17 protein-coding genes are annotated in these 15,768 nt (G+C 54.5%); 16 read left to right on the top strand and 1 reads right to left on the bottom strand.

The window, feature by feature from the left end; translation table 11 throughout:
• Window positions 1–94: 94 nt before the first annotated feature.
• From yceD to ptsG, 14 genes are all read left to right on the top strand, one after another.
• The gene (yceD, locus tag OKF39_RS09640; RefSeq protein ID WP_021240759.1) at window positions 95–616 is read left to right on the top strand and encodes a 23S rRNA accumulation protein YceD; all 522 of its coding nucleotides are present in this window, start codon (window positions 95–97) and stop codon (window positions 614–616) included.
• Window positions 617–632: 16 nt separating this feature from the next.
• The gene (rpmF, locus tag OKF39_RS09645) at window positions 633–806 is read left to right on the top strand and encodes a 50S ribosomal protein L32 (protein ID WP_003857964.1); all 174 of its coding nucleotides are present in this window, start codon (window positions 633–635) and stop codon (window positions 804–806) included.
• 80 nt (window positions 807–886) lie between these two features.
• Window positions 887–1,921, top strand: coding sequence for a phosphate acyltransferase PlsX (plsX, locus tag OKF39_RS09650; protein ID WP_028012715.1), 1,035 nt, complete (start codon window positions 887–889; stop codon window positions 1,919–1,921).
• A gap of 6 nt (window positions 1,922–1,927) precedes the next feature.
• Window positions 1,928–2,881, top strand: coding sequence for a beta-ketoacyl-ACP synthase III (locus OKF39_RS09655; protein WP_041910515.1), 954 nt, complete (start codon window positions 1,928–1,930; stop codon window positions 2,879–2,881).
• Window positions 2,882–2,896: 15 nt separating this feature from the next.
• Window positions 2,897–3,826, top strand: a complete 930-nt coding sequence (gene fabD, locus OKF39_RS09660; RefSeq protein ID WP_479983724.1) for an ACP S-malonyltransferase — start codon at window positions 2,897–2,899, stop codon at window positions 3,824–3,826.
• Window positions 3,827–3,838: 12 nt separating this feature from the next.
• Entirely contained in the window at window positions 3,839–4,573 is a 735-nt protein-coding gene (fabG, locus tag OKF39_RS09665) for a 3-oxoacyl-ACP reductase FabG (protein ID WP_010429699.1), read from the top strand.
• 154 nt (window positions 4,574–4,727) lie between these two features.
• Complete coding sequence (acpP, locus tag OKF39_RS09670) at window positions 4,728–4,964, top strand: acyl carrier protein (RefSeq protein WP_003857954.1); 237 nt, start codon at window positions 4,728–4,730, stop codon at window positions 4,962–4,964.
• A 91-nt stretch (window positions 4,965–5,055) separates the two neighbouring features.
• Window positions 5,056–6,297 carry a beta-ketoacyl-ACP synthase II gene (fabF, locus tag OKF39_RS09675; RefSeq protein WP_045630098.1) on the top strand — a complete coding sequence of 414 codons (1,242 nt, stop codon included), beginning with the start codon at window positions 5,056–5,058 and terminating at the stop codon, window positions 6,295–6,297.
• Between the two features lie 121 nt (window positions 6,298–6,418).
• Window positions 6,419–7,234 (top strand): aminodeoxychorismate lyase, encoded by an 816-nt coding sequence (pabC, locus tag OKF39_RS09680; protein WP_479983725.1) that lies wholly within the window; start codon window positions 6,419–6,421, stop codon window positions 7,232–7,234.
• Window positions 7,231–8,253, top strand: coding sequence for a cell division protein YceG (gene yceG / locus OKF39_RS09685; RefSeq protein ID WP_479983726.1), 1,023 nt, complete (start codon window positions 7,231–7,233; stop codon window positions 8,251–8,253). Before pabC ends, yceG begins: the two co-directional genes overlap by 4 nt.
• On the top strand, window positions 8,243–8,884 hold the full coding sequence (gene tmk, locus OKF39_RS09690; protein ID WP_041910511.1) for a dTMP kinase: 642 nt from the start codon (window positions 8,243–8,245) through the stop codon (window positions 8,882–8,884). Before yceG ends, tmk begins: the two co-directional genes overlap by 11 nt.
• Window positions 8,881–9,885, top strand: coding sequence for a DNA polymerase III subunit delta' (gene holB / locus OKF39_RS09695; RefSeq protein ID WP_232928621.1), 1,005 nt, complete (start codon window positions 8,881–8,883; stop codon window positions 9,883–9,885). Before tmk ends, holB begins: the two co-directional genes overlap by 4 nt.
• A gap of 10 nt (window positions 9,886–9,895) precedes the next feature.
• Window positions 9,896–10,690, top strand: a complete 795-nt coding sequence (locus tag OKF39_RS09700) for a metal-dependent hydrolase (protein WP_028012723.1) — start codon at window positions 9,896–9,898, stop codon at window positions 10,688–10,690.
• Window positions 10,691–10,987: 297 nt separating this feature from the next.
• A complete protein-coding gene (gene ptsG / locus OKF39_RS09705) occupies window positions 10,988–12,421 on the top strand; it encodes a PTS glucose transporter subunit IIBC (RefSeq protein ID WP_028012724.1) in 1,434 nt (477 codons plus the stop codon).
• Between the two features lie 71 nt (window positions 12,422–12,492).
• Here the strand turns inward: ptsG and fhuE are convergent, their stop codons facing one another.
• Window positions 12,493–14,682: a ferric-rhodotorulic acid/ferric-coprogen receptor FhuE gene (gene fhuE, locus OKF39_RS09710; protein ID WP_063942646.1), complete on the bottom strand. Its 2,190-nt coding sequence runs from the start codon at window positions 14,680–14,682 to the stop codon at window positions 12,493–12,495.
• 340 nt (window positions 14,683–15,022) lie between these two features.
• Between fhuE and hinT the strand changes: the two genes are divergently transcribed.
• A complete protein-coding gene (hinT, locus tag OKF39_RS09715) occupies window positions 15,023–15,382 on the top strand; it encodes a purine nucleoside phosphoramidase (RefSeq protein ID WP_006809243.1) in 360 nt (119 codons plus the stop codon).
• Window position 15,383: 1 nt separating this feature from the next.
• On the top strand, window positions 15,384–15,758 hold the full coding sequence (locus OKF39_RS09720; RefSeq protein WP_041910507.1) for a YcfL family putative periplasmic lipoprotein: 375 nt from the start codon (window positions 15,384–15,386) through the stop codon (window positions 15,756–15,758).
• The last annotated feature ends 10 nt before the right edge of the window (window positions 15,759–15,768 follow it).

A 15,768-nucleotide genomic window follows, 5' to 3' on the forward strand; every position in this document is an offset into this window, starting at 1 on the left:
ACAGGCCGCAATGTGTGCGAATAATTGGCAAAAGGCAGCTCTGGTTGCCTTTTTCTTTGACTCTATGACGTTACAAAGTTAATATGCGCGCCCTATGCAAAAGGTAAAATTACCCCTGACTCTTGATCCGGTTCGTACGGCTCAAAAACGCCTTGATTACGAAGGTATCTATACTTCCGATCAGGCCGAGCGTATTGCCGAATCTGTAGTCAGTGTGGACAGTGATGTAGAATGCTCCATGTCGTTCGCTATCGACAACCAGCGTCTCGCCGTTTTAACCGGTGATGCAAAGGTAACGGTAACGCTCGAGTGTCAGCGTTGCGGGAAACCGTTTGTACAGCATGTTCACACAACGTATTGTTTCAGTCCGGTTCGTTCTGACGAACAGGCTGAAGCACTCCCGGAAGCGTATGAGCCGATTGAGGTTAACGAATTCGGTGAAATCGATCTTCTGGCTCTGGTTGAAGATGAAATCATCCTCTCCTTGCCAGTCGTTCCGGTGCATGATTCTGAACACTGTGAAGTGTCCGAGGCGGACATGGTCTTTGGGGAACTGCCTGATGAAGCGCAAAAACCAAACCCATTTGCCGTATTAGCCAGCTTAAAGCGTAAGTAATTGAGGAGTAAGGTCCATGGCCGTACAACAGAATAAACCAACCCGTTCCAAACGTGGCATGCGTCGTTCCCATGACGCGCTGACTGCAGTTACCAGCCTGTCTGTAGACAAGACTTCTGGTGAGAAACACCTGCGTCACCACATCACCGCTGACGGTTTCTACCGCGGCCGCAAGGTTATCACTAAGTAATCGCGCGAAAGCGTGATTAGGCTTAGTGAGGATTTCCCCGTGCAAACGGGGAAGTTACCGAACCAGGCTGCGACGATACCTTGACACGTCTAACCCTGGCGTTAGATGTCATGGGGGGAGATTTTGGCCCTTCCGTGACAGTGCCTGCAGCATTGCAGGCACTGAATTCTAATTCGCAACTCACACTTCTTTTAGTCGGCAATCCCGACACAATCACGCCATTACTTGCAAAAGCTGACTTTGAACAACGTTCGCGTCTGCAGATTATTCCTGCGCAGTCAGTTATTGCCAGTGATGCACGCCCCTCACAGGCGATTCGTAATAGCCGTGGCAGCTCTATGCGCATGGCGCTGGAGCTGGTAAAAGAAGGACGAGCGCAGGCTTGCGTCAGCGCCGGCAATACCGGTGCGCTGATGGGGCTGTCGAAATTACTGCTCAAGCCGATTGAGGGCATTGAGCGCCCGGCGCTGGTGACGGTGTTACCGCATCAGCAGAAGGGGAAAACGGTGGTGCTCGATTTGGGCGCTAACGTGGATTGTGATAGTACCATGCTGGCTCAGTTCGCCGTGATGGGGTCGGTGCTGGCAGAAGACGTGGTCGGGATCAACAATCCCCGCGTTGCGTTATTGAATATTGGTGAAGAAGAGACCAAAGGCCTGGACAGCATTCGCGACGCTGCTGAAATGCTCAAACAGGTTCCCTCCATCAACTATATTGGTTATCTCGAAGCCAATGAGTTGCTGACGGGAAAAACGGATGTTCTGGTGTGCGATGGCTTCACCGGAAACGTAACGTTGAAGACCATGGAAGGGGTCGTGCGCATGTTCCTTTCTCTGCTGAAATCTCAGGGAGAAGGCAAAAAAAGCGCCTGGTGGTTGATTTTATTGAAGCGTTGGTTACAAAAGAGCCTGACGCGGCGATTCAGTCACCTCAACCCCGACCAGTATAATGGCGCCTGTCTGTTAGGATTGCGCGGCATCGTGATTAAGAGTCATGGCGCCGCCAATCAGCGAGCATTTTCTGTCGCCATTGAACAGGCAGTGCAGGCGGTGCAGCGACAAGTCCCTCAGCGGATTGCCGCTCGCCTGGAATCTGTATTAGCTAAAAGTGACTGAGCGTACATGTATACGAAGATTTTAGGTACCGGCAGCTACCTGCCAAAACAAGTGCGTACCAACGCCGATCTGGAAAAAATGGTAGATACGTCTGACGAGTGGATTGTCACGCGCACAGGTATCCGTGAACGTCGTATCGCCGCGCCAGACGAAACCGTGTCCACCATGGGTTACGAAGCCGCACAGCGCGCTATCGAAATGGCGGGTATCGATAAAGAAGAGATTGGCTTGATCGTGGTTGCCACGACGTCTGCCACGCATGCTTTCCCAAGCGCGGCGTGTCAGGTGCAGAACATGCTCGGTATTAAAGGCTGCCCGGCGTTTGACGTTGCCGCCGCGTGCGCAGGTTTCACCTACGCGCTCAGCATTGCCGATCAGTATGTTAAATCTGGCTCCGTCAAATATGCGCTGGTTATCGGTGCTGACGTTTTGGCGCGTACCTGCGATCCAACCGATCGCGGAACGATCATTATTTTCGGTGATGGTGCCGGTGCGGTGCTGCTGGGGCAGTCCGAAGAGCCGGGTATCATCTCCACGCATCTGCATGCCGATGGCCGCTACGGCGAGCTGTTAACGCTGCCTAACGCCGATCGCGTTAATCCGGACAGCTCCATCTACCTGACCATGGCGGGTAACGAGGTGTTCAAGGTGGCGGTTACCGAGCTTGCGCACATTGTCGATGAGACGCTGGAAGCAAATAACCTTGAACGCACCGCGCTCGACTGGCTGGTGCCGCATCAGGCGAACCTGCGTATCATCAGCGCCACCGCTAAAAAGCTGGGCATGTCGATGGATAACGTTGTGGTGACGCTGGATCGTCACGGCAACACCTCTGCGGCGTCGGTACCGTGCGCATTTGATGAAGCGGTACGCGACGGACGAATCAAACGGGGCCAGCTGGTCTTGCTTGAAGCCTTCGGTGGCGGGTTCACCTGGGGTTCCGCGCTGGTTCGTTTCTAGTATAAGGAATAAAAAATGACGCAATTTGCTTTTGTGTTCCCGGGCCAGGGTTCTCAAACCGTTGGGATGTTGTCTGAAATGGCAGCAAACTACCCGGTCATTGAAGAGACTTTTCGTGAAGCTTCTGATGCGCTGGGTTATGATCTGTGGGCGCTGACCCAACAGGGTCCGGCCGAAGAGCTGAACAAAACCTGGCAAACTCAGCCAGCGTTGCTGGCTGCGTCCGTTGCGCTGTGGCGCGTATGGCAGCAGCAGGGCGGTCAAGCGCCAGCGCTGCTCGCGGGCCATAGCCTGGGTGAATACTCTGCGCTGGTGTGCGCCGGTGTGATTGCGTTTGCTGACGCGGTGCGCCTGGTAGAACTGCGCGGTAAATTCATGCAGGAAGCGGTGCCAGAAGGAACGGGTGGCATGTCTGCCATTATTGGTCTGGATGATGCCGCGATTGCAAAAGCGTGTGAAGAATCTGCTGAAGGGCAGGTGGTTTCTCCGGTTAACTTCAACTCGCCGGGCCAGGTTGTTATTGCTGGTCATAAAGAGGCCGTTGAACGTGCCGGTGCTGCCTGTAAAGCCGCGGGCGCCAAACGCGCACTGCCGCTGCCGGTCAGCGTACCGTCTCACTGCGCACTGATGAAGCCCGCAGCCGAGAAACTGGCGGCTGAGCTGGAAAAAATTACCTTTAACGCACCGACGATTTCCGTTGTGAACAACGTCGATGTGAAATGCGAAACCGCGCCGGAGGCTATCCGTGACGCACTGGTTCGCCAGCTCTATAGCCCGGTACAGTGGACCAAAACCGTTGAGTTTATGGCCTCTCAGGGCGTTGAGCACCTTTATGAAGTCGGTCCTGGTAAAGTCCTCACCGGTCTGACGAAACGTATTGTTGACACCCTGACTGCCTCGGCGATTAACGAGCCGGAAGCGATGTCAGCGGCACTCTCGCAATAAAAGAGGAATACCATGAGTTTTGAAGGAAAAATTGCCCTGGTTACTGGCGCAAGCCGCGGTATCGGGCGTGCAATTGCTGAAACACTGGTCGCGCGCGGCGCGAAGGTGATTGGTACAGCAACCAGCGAGAATGGCGCTCAGGCCATCAGCGAGTATCTGGGTGCGAACGGTAAAGGTCTGGTACTGAATGTGACCGAACCTGCATCTATCGAATCTGTTCTGGAAAATATTCGCGCAGAGTTTGGTGAAGTGGATATTCTGGTCAATAATGCCGGGATCACTCGCGACAACCTGCTGATGCGAATGAAAGATGATGAGTGGAACGATATTATCGAAACCAACCTGTCATCTGTATTCCGTCTGTCAAAAGCGGTAATGCGCGCTATGATGAAAAAGCGTCATGGTCGTATTATCACTGTTGGTTCTGTGGTTGGTACCATGGGAAATGCTGGTCAGGCTAACTACGCTGCGGCGAAAGCAGGTCTGATCGGTTTCAGTAAGTCGCTGGCGCGTGAAGTCGCGTCCCGCGGGATTACTGTAAACGTTGTTGCTCCGGGCTTTATTGAAACGGACATGACGCGTGCGCTGACTGATGATCAGCGTGCGGGTACGCTGGCGGCAGTTCCGGCGGGTCGTCTTGGCGACCCTAAAGAAATCGCCAGTGCGGTTGCATTTTTAGCCTCTGACGAAGCGGGTTACATCACTGGTGAGACCCTCCACGTCAACGGCGGGATGTACATGGTTTAATCACGATCGAAAATATTTGCGTTATTAGGGCAAATGGCCTCAAAATAACGTAAAATCGTGGTAAGACCTGCCGGGATTTAGTTGCAAATTTTTCAACATTTTATACACTACGAAAACCATCGCGAAAGCGAGTTTTGATAGGAAATTTAAGAGTATGAGCACTATCGAAGAACGCGTTAAGAAAATTATCGGCGAACAGCTGGGCGTTAAGCAGGAAGAAGTTGTGAACTCCGCTTCCTTCGTTGAAGACCTGGGCGCAGATTCTCTTGACACCGTTGAGCTGGTAATGGCTCTGGAAGAAGAGTTTGATACTGAGATTCCGGACGAAGAAGCTGAGAAAATCACCACCGTTCAGGCTGCCATTGATTACATCAACGGCCACCAGGCGTAAGTGAACATCTCCAGGCGGTCATTCGACCGCCTGAGTTTTATCTTTTTTAGTCCCACGTATCTCTTTTTTTATCCCTCCCTGGAGGACAAACGTGTCTAAGCGTCGTGTAGTTGTGACCGGACTTGGCATGTTGTCTCCTGTCGGCAATACCGTAGAGTCCACCTGGAAAGCTCTCCTTGCCGGTCAGAGCGGCATCAGCCTAATCGACCATTTCGATACTAGCGCCTATGCAACGAAATTTGCTGGCTTAGTAAAGGATTTTAACTGTGAAGAGATCATCTCGCGCAAAGAACAGCGCAAGATGGATGCCTTCATTCAATATGGAATTGTCGCTGGCGTTCAGGCCATGCAGGATTCTGGCCTTGAGATTACGGAAGAGAACGCAACCCGTATCGGCGCCGCTATCGGCTCCGGGATTGGTGGTCTTGGCCTGATCGAGGAAAACCATACATCGCTGATGAATGGCGGACCGCGTAAGATCAGCCCGTTCTTCGTTCCGTCCACGATTGTTAACATGGTGGCAGGTCACCTGACCATTATGTTCGGCCTGCGTGGGCCAAGCATCTCTATCGCTACTGCGTGTACGTCTGGCGTACATAACATCGGCCAGGCCGCGCGTATCATTGCGTACGGCGATGCAGATGCTATGGTTGCGGGCGGTGCTGAAAAAGCCAGTACCCCACTGGGTGTTGGTGGTTTCGGCGCAGCGCGTGCGCTCTCTACCCGTAACGATAACCCTCAGGCGGCGAGCCGTCCGTGGGATAAAGACCGCGATGGTTTCGTGCTGGGTGACGGCGCAGGTATGCTCGTACTGGAAGAGTACGAACATGCGAAAAAACGTGGTGCGAAAATTTATGCTGAAGTCGTTGGCTTCGGGATGAGCAGCGATGCGTATCACATGACGTCTCCTCCGGAGAACGGCGCGGGTGCTGCGCTGGCGATGGAAAATGCGATCCGTGATGCGGGTATTACCCCTGCACAGATTGGCTACGTTAACGCGCACGGCACTTCTACGCCTGCAGGCGATAAAGCAGAAGCGCAGGCGGTTAAGTCTATCTTCGGCGAGGCTGCCAGCCGCGTAATGGTCAGCTCCACGAAATCCATGACCGGTCACCTGCTGGGTGCGGCGGGTGCAGTAGAGTCAATCTACTCTATCCTTGCGCTGCGCGATCAGGCTGTGCCGCCAACCATCAACCTGGATAACCCGGATGAAGGTTGCGATCTGGACTTCGTTCCGCACGAAGCGCGTCAGGTTAGCGGTATGGAGTACACCCTGTGTAACTCCTTCGGCTTTGGCGGTACGAATGGTTCTCTGATCTTCAAAAAGGTCTGAGCCTGACTGCCTGAAAGCTATAAAAAAAGGTCCGCTTGGCGGGCCTTTTTTATTAGGGAAAATCCCCTTGTCCGGCTTTTAACATCCTGCCAGACTGAGCCTCCACGCATAAGGAGACACCATGTTTCTCATTAATGGCCTTGAGCAAGAAACGCTGCCGGCAAGCGACAGGGCAATCCAGTTTGGCGATGGTTGTTTCACCACTGCGCGTATTCTTGACGGTGAGGTGAGCCTGCTTGACGCCCATATCCGTCGTTTACAAAAAGCCTGCGAGAAATTGCTGATTCCCTTCATGCAGTGGGACACTCTCGAGCGCGAGATGCGCCGGCTGGCGTCAGGTAATACAAACGGCGTTTTAAAAGTTATTCTTAGCCGTGGCAGCGGTGGGCGAGGGTACAGCGGTTCCGCCTGTCAGCATCCCACGCGTATTCTTTCCGTATCAGCGTATCCTGCTCACTATGCACTCTGGCGTGAGGAGGGGGTAACGTTGACGCTAAGCCCGGTACGGCTGGGGCGAAACCCTATGCTCGCCGGAATAAAACATCTTAACCGCCTTGAACAGGTGCTTATTCGTACTCATCTTGAACAGACGGACGCCGATGAGGCGCTAGTCCTTGACAGCGAAGGGTTCATTACGGAATGCTGTGCGGCTAATTTACTCTGGCGGAAGGGCCGTGAGGTCTTCACCCCTTCGCTGGAGCAGGCTGGGGTTAACGGCATCATGCGCCAGTTTTGTTTGCAACAGCTGGCACATGCAGGCTTTCGCGTTGTCGAAGTAAACGCGAAGGAAGAGGCGCTGCTGTCCGCCGATGAAGTTGTGATCTGCAATGCGCTGATGCCTGTTATACCCGTTCGGGCGTATGGTCAACAGCGCTGGTCTTCGCGAGAGCTCTTTACGTTTTTAGCCCCGATATGTGAGCAAATCAGAAAGTCATGAAGAAAATGTTGCGCTTTGTCCTTCTCCTGATTGTTGCGCTGGGTATTGCCGGCGGAGCGGGAGTATGGAAGGTTCGCCAGCTGGCGGACAGTAAAATCCTGATTAAAGACGAGACGATTTTTACCCTGAAAGCCGGTACCGGGCGGATGGCGCTGGGCGAGCAGCTTTACGGGGATAAAATCATCAACCGTCCACGCGTGTTCCAGTGGTTATTGCGTATCGAGCCTGAACTGTCTCACTTCAAGGCTGGTACCTATCGCTTTACGCCCGGCATGACCGTCAGAGAGATGCTGCAGCTGCTGGAAAGCGGTAAAGAGGCACAGTTCCCGCTGCGCTTTGTTGAAGGGATGCGCTTAAGCGATTACCTCAAGCAGCTGCGTGATGCGCCTTACATCAAGCACACGCTCAAAGATGACCGCTATGAGACGGTCGCCGAGGTGCTGAAATTTGAACATCCTGAGTGGGTGGAAGGCTGGTTCTGGCCAGACACCTGGATGTATACGGCGGGCACGATCGATGTGGCGATTCTTAAACGGGCACACAAAAAGATGGTCGAGGCAGTTGATTCCGCCTGGGAAGGGCGCATGGACGGGCTGCCTTATCAAGATCAAAACCAGTTTGTGACAATGGCCTCGATCATTGAGAAAGAGACGGCCGTGGCGGCCGAGCGCGACCGGGTCGCGTCGGTATTTATCAACCGCCTGCGCATCGGCATGCGTCTGCAAACCGACCCGACCGTTATCTACGGCATGGGCGAGAGCTATGCCGGTAAGATCTCCAGAAAAGATCTGGAGACGCCAACGGCGTATAATACCTACGTGATTAACGGCTTACCGCCGGGCCCGATAGCCACGCCGAGCGAGGCTTCGCTCAAAGCCGCCGCGCACCCGGCCAAAACACCGTACCTCTATTTTGTGGCTGATGGAAAAGGGGGGCATACCTTTAACACCAACCTTGCCAGCCATAATCGCTCTGTTCAGGACTATCTGAAGGCACTTAAGGAAAAAAATGCGCAGTAAATACATTGTCATTGAGGGACTCGAAGGGGCGGGTAAAACCACCGCCCGTAACGTGGTAGTGGATACGCTGAAATCGCTTGGCGTCGCTGACATGGTCTTTACCCGCGAGCCGGGCGGTACTCAGCTGGCGGAGAAACTGCGCAGTCTGGTGCTGGATATTAAATCCGTTGGCGACGAGGTTATTACTGACAAAGCCGAAGTGCTGATGTTCTATGCGGCGCGCGTCCAGCTGGTTGAGACCGTGATTAAACCTGCGCTGGCCGACGGCAAGTGGGTGATCGGTGACCGTCACGATCTGTCGACTCAGGCCTATCAGGGTGGCGGACGCGGTATTGACCAGGCGATGCTGGCAACCCTTCGCGATGCCGTACTGGGGGATTTTCGCCCGGACCTGACCCTCTACCTGGATGTGACCCCGGAAGTGGGCCTCAGGCGCGCCCGCGCGCGCGGCGAACTGGATCGCATTGAGCAAGAGTCATTCGATTTCTTTAACCGCACGCGCGCGCGCTATCTTGAGCTGGCCGCACGGGACAGCGCAATTCGTACCATTGACGCCACGCAATCTCTGGACGACGTCACGCGCGATATTCAACAGACCGTTACGCAGTGGCTACAGGAGCAGCAGGCATGAAATGGTATCCATGGTTGCGCCCGCACTTTGAACAGCTGATCGCCAGCTATCAGGCAGGTCGGGGGCATCATGCGTTACTGATTCAGGCGTTGCCGGGAATGGGGGATGATGCGTTGATCTACGCCATCACTCGTTTTCTGATGTGCCAGCAGCCGGAAGGGCATAAAAGCTGCGGTAAATGCCGCGGCTGCCAGCTGATGCAGGCCGGCACGCATCCTGACTATTACACGCTTGAGCCTGAGAAGGGCAAAAGCGCGCTCGGCATTGATGCCGTGCGTGAAGTCAGCGAGAAACTGTACGAACATGCGCGTCTGGGCGGGGCAAAAGTGGTCTGGCTCAACGACGCTGCGTTGCTTACCGAGGCGGCGGCGAACGCGCTGCTTAAAACCCTGGAAGAGCCGCCGGAAAAGACGTGGTTTTTCCTTTCCTGCCGGGACCCGGGACGTTTACTGGCGACGCTGCGCAGCCGTTGTCGTCTCCATCATCTGGCGGTACCTCAGGAATCGTGGGCGTTAAGCTGGCTTGAGCGAGAGGTGACAACGTCACAGGAGAGTGCGTTGTCTGCGCTGCGCCTCAGCAGCGGCGCCCCCGCGGCGGCGCTGGCATTACTACAGCCTGACGTCTGGTCGCAGCGAGAAACGCTCTGCCGGGCCGTTGAGGCTTCACTTAACAACCAGGACTGGCTGAGTTTACTGCCTGCGCTGAATAGCGATCGGGCCGTCGAGCGTCTGCACTGGCTGGCCTCCTTATTGCTCGATGCGCTAAAAATCCAGCAAGGGGCTACGCTGCTGACTAACCCGGACGCGTGGCCCCTGGTGAACATGCTGGCAAGCCGCCTTACAGGCGCGTCTCTGCACGCTATCCTTCATGATGTTTGCGAGAGCCGCGAACAGCTTTTAACCGTGACGGGTATTAATCGCGAGCTTTTGCTGACCGACCAGTTACTGCGTATTGAACACTACCTGCAACCGGGCGTTACGCCGCCTGTTTCCCATCTCTGAGAGAGACATTATGTTTTTAGTCGACTCACACTGCCATCTTGATGGCCTGGATTATCAATCCCTGCACAACGACGTGGATGACGTGCTGGCAAAAGCCGCTGCCCGCGATGTGAAATTTTGTCTTGCGGTGGCGACGACGCTGCCAGGGTATCGCTCAATGCGTGAGCTGGTGGGCGATCGCGATAACGTGGTGTTCTCCTGCGGCGTTCATCCGCTGAACCAGGACGAAGAGTATGACGTAGAAGAGCTGCGCCGACTGGCAGCAGAAGCGGGCGTCGTGGCGATGGGTGAAACCGGGCTGGACTATTTTTATACGCCGGAAACGAAAGCGCGCCAGCAGGCGTCTTTCCGCAACCATATCCGCATCGGCCGCGAACTGAATAAACCGGTCATCGTACATACGCGCGATGCGCGCGCCGATACGCTGGCGATCCTCCGGGAAGAAAACGTGACGGATTGCGGTGGCGTACTACACTGTTTCACAGAAGACAGAGAAACGGCGGGTAAACTGCTTGATTTGGGGTTTTATATTTCGTTTTCCGGGATCGTGACGTTCCGTAACGCTGAGCAGCTCCGTGATGCTGCGCGCTATGTCCCGCTCGACCGCATTCTGGTGGAAACAGACTCTCCGTATCTGGCGCCGGTACCGCATCGCGGTAAAGAGAACCAGCCGGCCATGACGCGAGACGTCGCAGAGTACATGGCCGTGCTTAAAGGCGTCAGTATCGAAGAGCTGGCCCGCGTCACGACGCAAAACTTCTCTGCGCTGTTCCATATCGACCCCGCCCGCCTGCAATCCGTCTGATAAGCCTGTTTTTTTTAGGCTCGTAATTAATAAATAAAACGAGTAAAGTTCACCGCCTCATTTGGGGCGGTGACGGTGTTCTTAGAAACATCCAGACATGCTTTTTGTAAATTACTGAAAGTTTTTCGACCGTCTTAAGCTGAAACGTGATAGCCGTCAAACAAACTCAGAGGGAATTATTTTACTCTGTGTAATAAATAAAGGGCGCTTAGATGTCCTGTCCACGGCACGGTACTCCCCCCGGGCCAATGCGTGAAAGCGTAAAAAAAGCACAAATACTCAGGAGCACTCTCAATTATGTTTAAGAATGCATTTGCTAACCTGCAAAAGGTCGGTAAATCGCTGATGCTGCCAGTATCCGTACTGCCTATCGCAGGTATCCTGCTGGGTGTCGGTTCTGCTAACTTCAGCTGGCTGCCAGCCGTAGTTTCCCATGTGATGGCTGAAGCAGGCGGTTCCGTCTTTGCTAACATGCCTCTGATCTTCGCTATCGGTGTGGCGCTGGGCTTCACCAATAACGACGGCGTTTCTGCGCTGGCTGCAGTGGTTGCTTACGGCATCATGGTGAAAACCATGGCTGTGGTTGCGCCGCTGGTTCTGCATTTACCGGCAGAAGAGATTGCCGCGAAACACCTGGCAGATACCGGTGTTCTGGGCGGTATCATCTCCGGTGCGATTGCAGCGTATATGTTCAACCGCTTCTATCGCATCAAGCTGCCTGAGTATCTGGGCTTCTTCGCGGGCAAGCGTTTTGTTCCGATCATTTCTGGTCTGGCAGCGATTTTCACTGGCGTGATCCTGTCCTTCATCTGGCCACCAATCGGTTCCGCTATCCAGACCTTCTCTCAGTGGGCTGCTTACCAGAACCCGGTTGTCGCGTTCGGTATCTACGGCTTCATCGAGCGTTGCCTGGTGCCATTCGGTCTGCACCACATCTGGAACGTTCCATTCCAGATGCAGATTGGTGAATTCACTAACGCAGCAGGTCAGGTGTTCCACGGCGATATCCCACGTTACATGGCGGGTGACCCAACTGCAGGTAAACTGTCTGGTGGCTTCCTGTTCAAAATGTACGGCCTGCCGGCTGCTGCGATTGCAATCTGGCACTCTGCTAAGCCAGAAAACCGTGCAAAAGTGGGCGGTATCATGATCTCCGCAGCGCTGACCTCGTTCCTGACCGGTATCACCGAGCCGATCGAGTTCTCCTTCATGTTCGTTGCGCCAATCCTGTACATCATCCACGCTGTACTGGCTGGCCTGGCGTTCCCAATCTGTATCCTGCTGGGTATGCGTGACGGTACGTCCTTCTCTCACGGCCTGATCGACTTTATCGTTCTGTCCGGTAACAGCAGCAAGCTGTGGCTGTTCCCAATCGTGGGTGCGTGCTACGCCGTTGTTTACTACACCATCTTCCGCGTGTTGATCAAAGCACTGGACCTGAAAACTCCGGGTCGTGAAGATGCAACTGAAGACAGCAAAGCAGGCGCGACCAGCGAAATGGCTCCGGCACTGGTTGCTGCGTTCGGCGGTAAAGAGAACATCACTAACCTGGACGCGTGCATCACTCGTCTGCGTGTGAGCGTTGCCGACGTTGCGAAAGTGGACCAGCCGGGTCTGAAAAAACTGGGTGCAGCGGGCGTGGTTGTTGCAGGTTCGGGCGTTCAGGCTATCTTCGGTACTAAATCCGATAACCTGAAAACCGAAATGGATGAGTACATCCGCAACAGCTAAGCTGTGACCTGGGGAGACTAAGGCAGCCGAATGGCTGCCTTTTTTATTGCTGTGGTTTGTTGTGCCAACACTCAGAAGTCGTAGCTTGCGCTCACCGAGACGTTCAGCGGTGCGCCATAAACCACGTAAGAGCCGACGTAATCGTAATACTCTTTGTCGAACAGGTTGTTGACGTTCGCCTGAATAGCAAAATCTTTGGTGACCTGATAGCGGCTGAACAGGTTAACCAGTCCGTAGCTGCCTTGCTCTGCGCGGGATTGTCCCGCCGGGCCACCGTCCACATCCGTCCACACTTTGTTCTGCCAGTTTACGCCACCGCCTACCGTCAGCGCCGGCAGCATTGGCAGTTGATAACGGGTAAACAGCTTCATTGTCGTGCGCGGCTGATCGGAACTGACAGCGCTGCCGTTCTTATCTTCCGCAATGTAGCGGGTCGCGCCGAACGTCAGCTGCCAGTTATCGGTCAGGGCGCCGTTCAGCTCGAACTCAATCCCTTTGCTGACCACGCCGTCCAGCGATTCATAAATCGACTCACCGCTCGGCATGTAGGTATAGGTGTTGCTCGCCACGTTATCCTGCTCGATGCGGAAAATCGCCAGCGAGGTGGTCAGACGGGTATTAAACCAGTCTGCTTTAACACCGGCTTCGTAGCTTTTGCCCGTGGTCGGATCGAGATAACGTCCGCTGGCGTCGCGCTTGTCCTGCGGCTGGAAGATGGAGGTATAGCTGACGTAGGTCGACCAGTCTTCGTTGATATCGTAGACCAGGCCCGCGTAAGGCGTTACGTCATCTTCAGTGCTTTCCAGGCGGGTGTCAGGAGAGCCCGCCGGGTTATAGCGAATGTTGTAGTTGGTGTAGCGCGCCCCGAGGATCAGGTGCAGCGGGTCAGCCAGCGAGAAGCGGGCGGAGGTGTACGCTGAGGACTGGCGAATGTCATCCTGGCTGTAGAGCTTCCACGGGGTCCACTGCGGATCGGCGATATTTCCGTTCCAGTTTTTGAAATTCCCCACGTCCACCATGCCGTACAGCGCATCCGGCATTCTGTTGTCATAGTGGTTGCGCTGTCGGCTGAAGCTGCCGCCAAACATCATCTCATGCTGGCGGCCGAAAAGATCGAAGCCGCCGCGCAGGAAGGCATCAACCGCATCCTGTTTGCGTTCACCTCTGTTCCAGCCGCCGTAGCCAACCATGCCCGCCCCGGTCTCTTTTTCCGGATAGCCGGACATATACATCAGCTTGCTGTCGAAGTTGGTCTCCGCGTGCATGCCGTTGACGTGCGCTTCCCAGCCGTTGTCGAAACGCTGGGTCAGGTTAGCGAAGATGCGGGTGCTATCCTTGTCTGAGTAGGCCCAGTCAGGCGCGACGGTCTGGCTGCGATTGTAGTCGGTTTTACTCCCGTCGCTGTACCAGGTCGGCAATCCGCCCCAGGTCGGATCGGCGGTGTGGCTTTCCTGATATTCATACCCTACAGAGAGGGTGGTGCTGTCGGTGACATCCGCATCCACCACGCCGTAGAGGAACTTCTTCCGGTAGTGGTAGTTATCCACGAAGCTGTCGTTGTCCTGATAGCCCGTAATCAGGCGTCCCCGTACTTTCCCGGACTCTACCAGCGGTGCCTGGAGATCCAGCACGTAGCGCTGCTTGTCCCAGCTGCCGTAGCTGGCGGAGACATTGCCTTTGAACTCATTGCTGTCCGCATGCTTACGCACCATATTGACGTACGCCGCCGGGTTACCGGTGCCGGACATCAGCCCGGTTGCGCCGCGAACCACTTCGATACGGTCGTAAATCGCGGTATCGGCGGCGGTGTCGCCGAAGTTCCACACTTCGCTGATGGAGGTGGGCAGGTCGTCATACGCGTAGTTACTGACGAAAAATCCGCGCGAGTAAAAGACGGTACGATCGCTGTCCTGCACCTGCGCCGTTACGCCCGTGGTGTTAGTCAACACCTGACCGATGGACTGCAGGTTCTGATCTGCCATACGCTGCTGGCTAATCACGCTAACGGACTGTGGGATATCGCGTGGAACCAGCAACAGCTTTGTGCCGGTGGTGGTGGTTTTTACGCTGTAATCCCGGTCCTGACTTGCGGAAGGATCCTGCGTATTGTCAAAACCTCCATCCACGACGACGGTGTCTTCGGTTGCTGATGCAGCGAAAGCGGCGGCTGGCGTCAATGCCATAGCAATACAGGCTGCCAGCAACGAAGGTGTTGCGACAGGCTGACGTTGCCCATCCCTGGTGTGATCAATGAAAGACATTATCAAACCCTTATGAACGGTGAAGAGTGTTTGCGTCAGTCCCACAAATACGGTCTGACGTCGTTTTCTATGTTAAAAATGCGCATGAAAATGCAAATGCGAAATATACGCATTGCCATTAATGCTGTAAACAGATGTGTCGTGCGAAACTGAAATAATGTTTCAGCCCGTTAAGGCACGCGAGCGGTCACTCTTCAGTCAGCTGATGAATATTCAGCAAAGAATTCGGGGGAGAAGGTTGAAAGGACAGGAGAAACTCGCTCATACTCTTGAATTGTGTCACACAGTCCTCCAGAGAGTGTGTTAACAGCGGACGCACCTAACAAAAAAGGAAAAGGTCATGGCTGAAGAAACGATTTTCAGTAAAATTATTCGCCGCGAAATCCCGTCGGATATCGTCTATCAGGATGAACTGGTAACGGCTTTCCGGGACATTTCCCCTCAGGCACCGACACACATCCTTATCATTCCTAATATTCTGATTCCGACCGTAAACGACGTAAAAACCGAGCACGAAGTGGCGTTAGGTCGTATGCTGACGGTGGCGGCGAAAATTGCCGAGCAGGAAGGCATAGCGGAAGACGGTTATCGTCTGATCATGAACTGTAATCGTCATGGCGGCCAGGAAGTTTATCATATTCACATGCATCTGCTGGGTGGACGTCCGCTGGGACCGATGCTGGCTCACAAAGGTCTGTAACATGTTTAAAGGGCGTATTGCAGCGCTGGTAATGACGATGATGGTTGTGGGGTGCAGCACGCGTCCGGCGATCCCCGTCAGCGATGAACAGACGCTGGTGATGGAATCCTCCGTGCTGGCTGCGGGCATCACGGCGCAACAGCCCGCACTGACCATCAGTGAAATTAAATCTTCTGCCTCCTCTACGCTCTATAACGAAAGAAATGAACCGGTGACGGTCCACTACCGTTTTTTCTGGTATGACGTAAGAGGTCTTGAGATGCACCCGCTGGAGGCGCCGCGCAGCGTCACTCTTCCGGCAAGGTCGTCGGTAACGCTCTATGACAGCGCCAGCTATCTGGGTGCGCATAAGGTGAGACTTTATCTTTATCTCTAAGGGGTGAACC

Source organism: Enterobacter cloacae complex sp. HYC042_NIDB (assembly GCF_056673315.1).

Excerpts from the sequence above, each read along its gene's own strand:
- yceD (WP_021240759.1), top strand. The coding sequence starts at position 95 with ATGCAAAAGGTAAAATTACCCCTGACTCTTGATCCGGTTCGTACGGCT.
- rpmF (WP_003857964.1), top strand. The coding sequence starts at position 633 with ATGGCCGTACAACAGAATAAACCAACCCGTTCCAAACGTGGCATGCGT.
- OKF39_RS09655 (WP_041910515.1), top strand. The coding sequence starts at position 1,928 with ATGTATACGAAGATTTTAGGTACCGGCAGCTACCTGCCAAAACAAGTG.
- fabD (WP_479983724.1), top strand. The coding sequence starts at position 2,897 with ATGACGCAATTTGCTTTTGTGTTCCCGGGCCAGGGTTCTCAAACCGTT.
- fabG (WP_010429699.1), top strand. The coding sequence starts at position 3,839 with ATGAGTTTTGAAGGAAAAATTGCCCTGGTTACTGGCGCAAGCCGCGGT.
- acpP (WP_003857954.1), top strand. The coding sequence starts at position 4,728 with ATGAGCACTATCGAAGAACGCGTTAAGAAAATTATCGGCGAACAGCTG.
- pabC (WP_479983725.1), top strand. The coding sequence starts at position 6,419 with ATGTTTCTCATTAATGGCCTTGAGCAAGAAACGCTGCCGGCAAGCGAC.
- yceG (WP_479983726.1), top strand. The coding sequence starts at position 7,231 with ATGAAGAAAATGTTGCGCTTTGTCCTTCTCCTGATTGTTGCGCTGGGT.
- tmk (WP_041910511.1), top strand. The coding sequence starts at position 8,243 with ATGCGCAGTAAATACATTGTCATTGAGGGACTCGAAGGGGCGGGTAAA.
- holB (WP_232928621.1), top strand. The coding sequence starts at position 8,881 with ATGAAATGGTATCCATGGTTGCGCCCGCACTTTGAACAGCTGATCGCC.
- OKF39_RS09700 (WP_028012723.1), top strand. The coding sequence starts at position 9,896 with ATGTTTTTAGTCGACTCACACTGCCATCTTGATGGCCTGGATTATCAA.
- ptsG (WP_028012724.1), top strand. The coding sequence starts at position 10,988 with ATGTTTAAGAATGCATTTGCTAACCTGCAAAAGGTCGGTAAATCGCTG.
- fhuE (WP_063942646.1), bottom strand. The coding sequence starts at position 14,682 with ATGTCTTTCATTGATCACACCAGGGATGGGCAACGTCAGCCTGTCGCA.
- hinT (WP_006809243.1), top strand. The coding sequence starts at position 15,023 with ATGGCTGAAGAAACGATTTTCAGTAAAATTATTCGCCGCGAAATCCCG.
- OKF39_RS09720 (WP_041910507.1), top strand. The coding sequence starts at position 15,384 with ATGTTTAAAGGGCGTATTGCAGCGCTGGTAATGACGATGATGGTTGTG.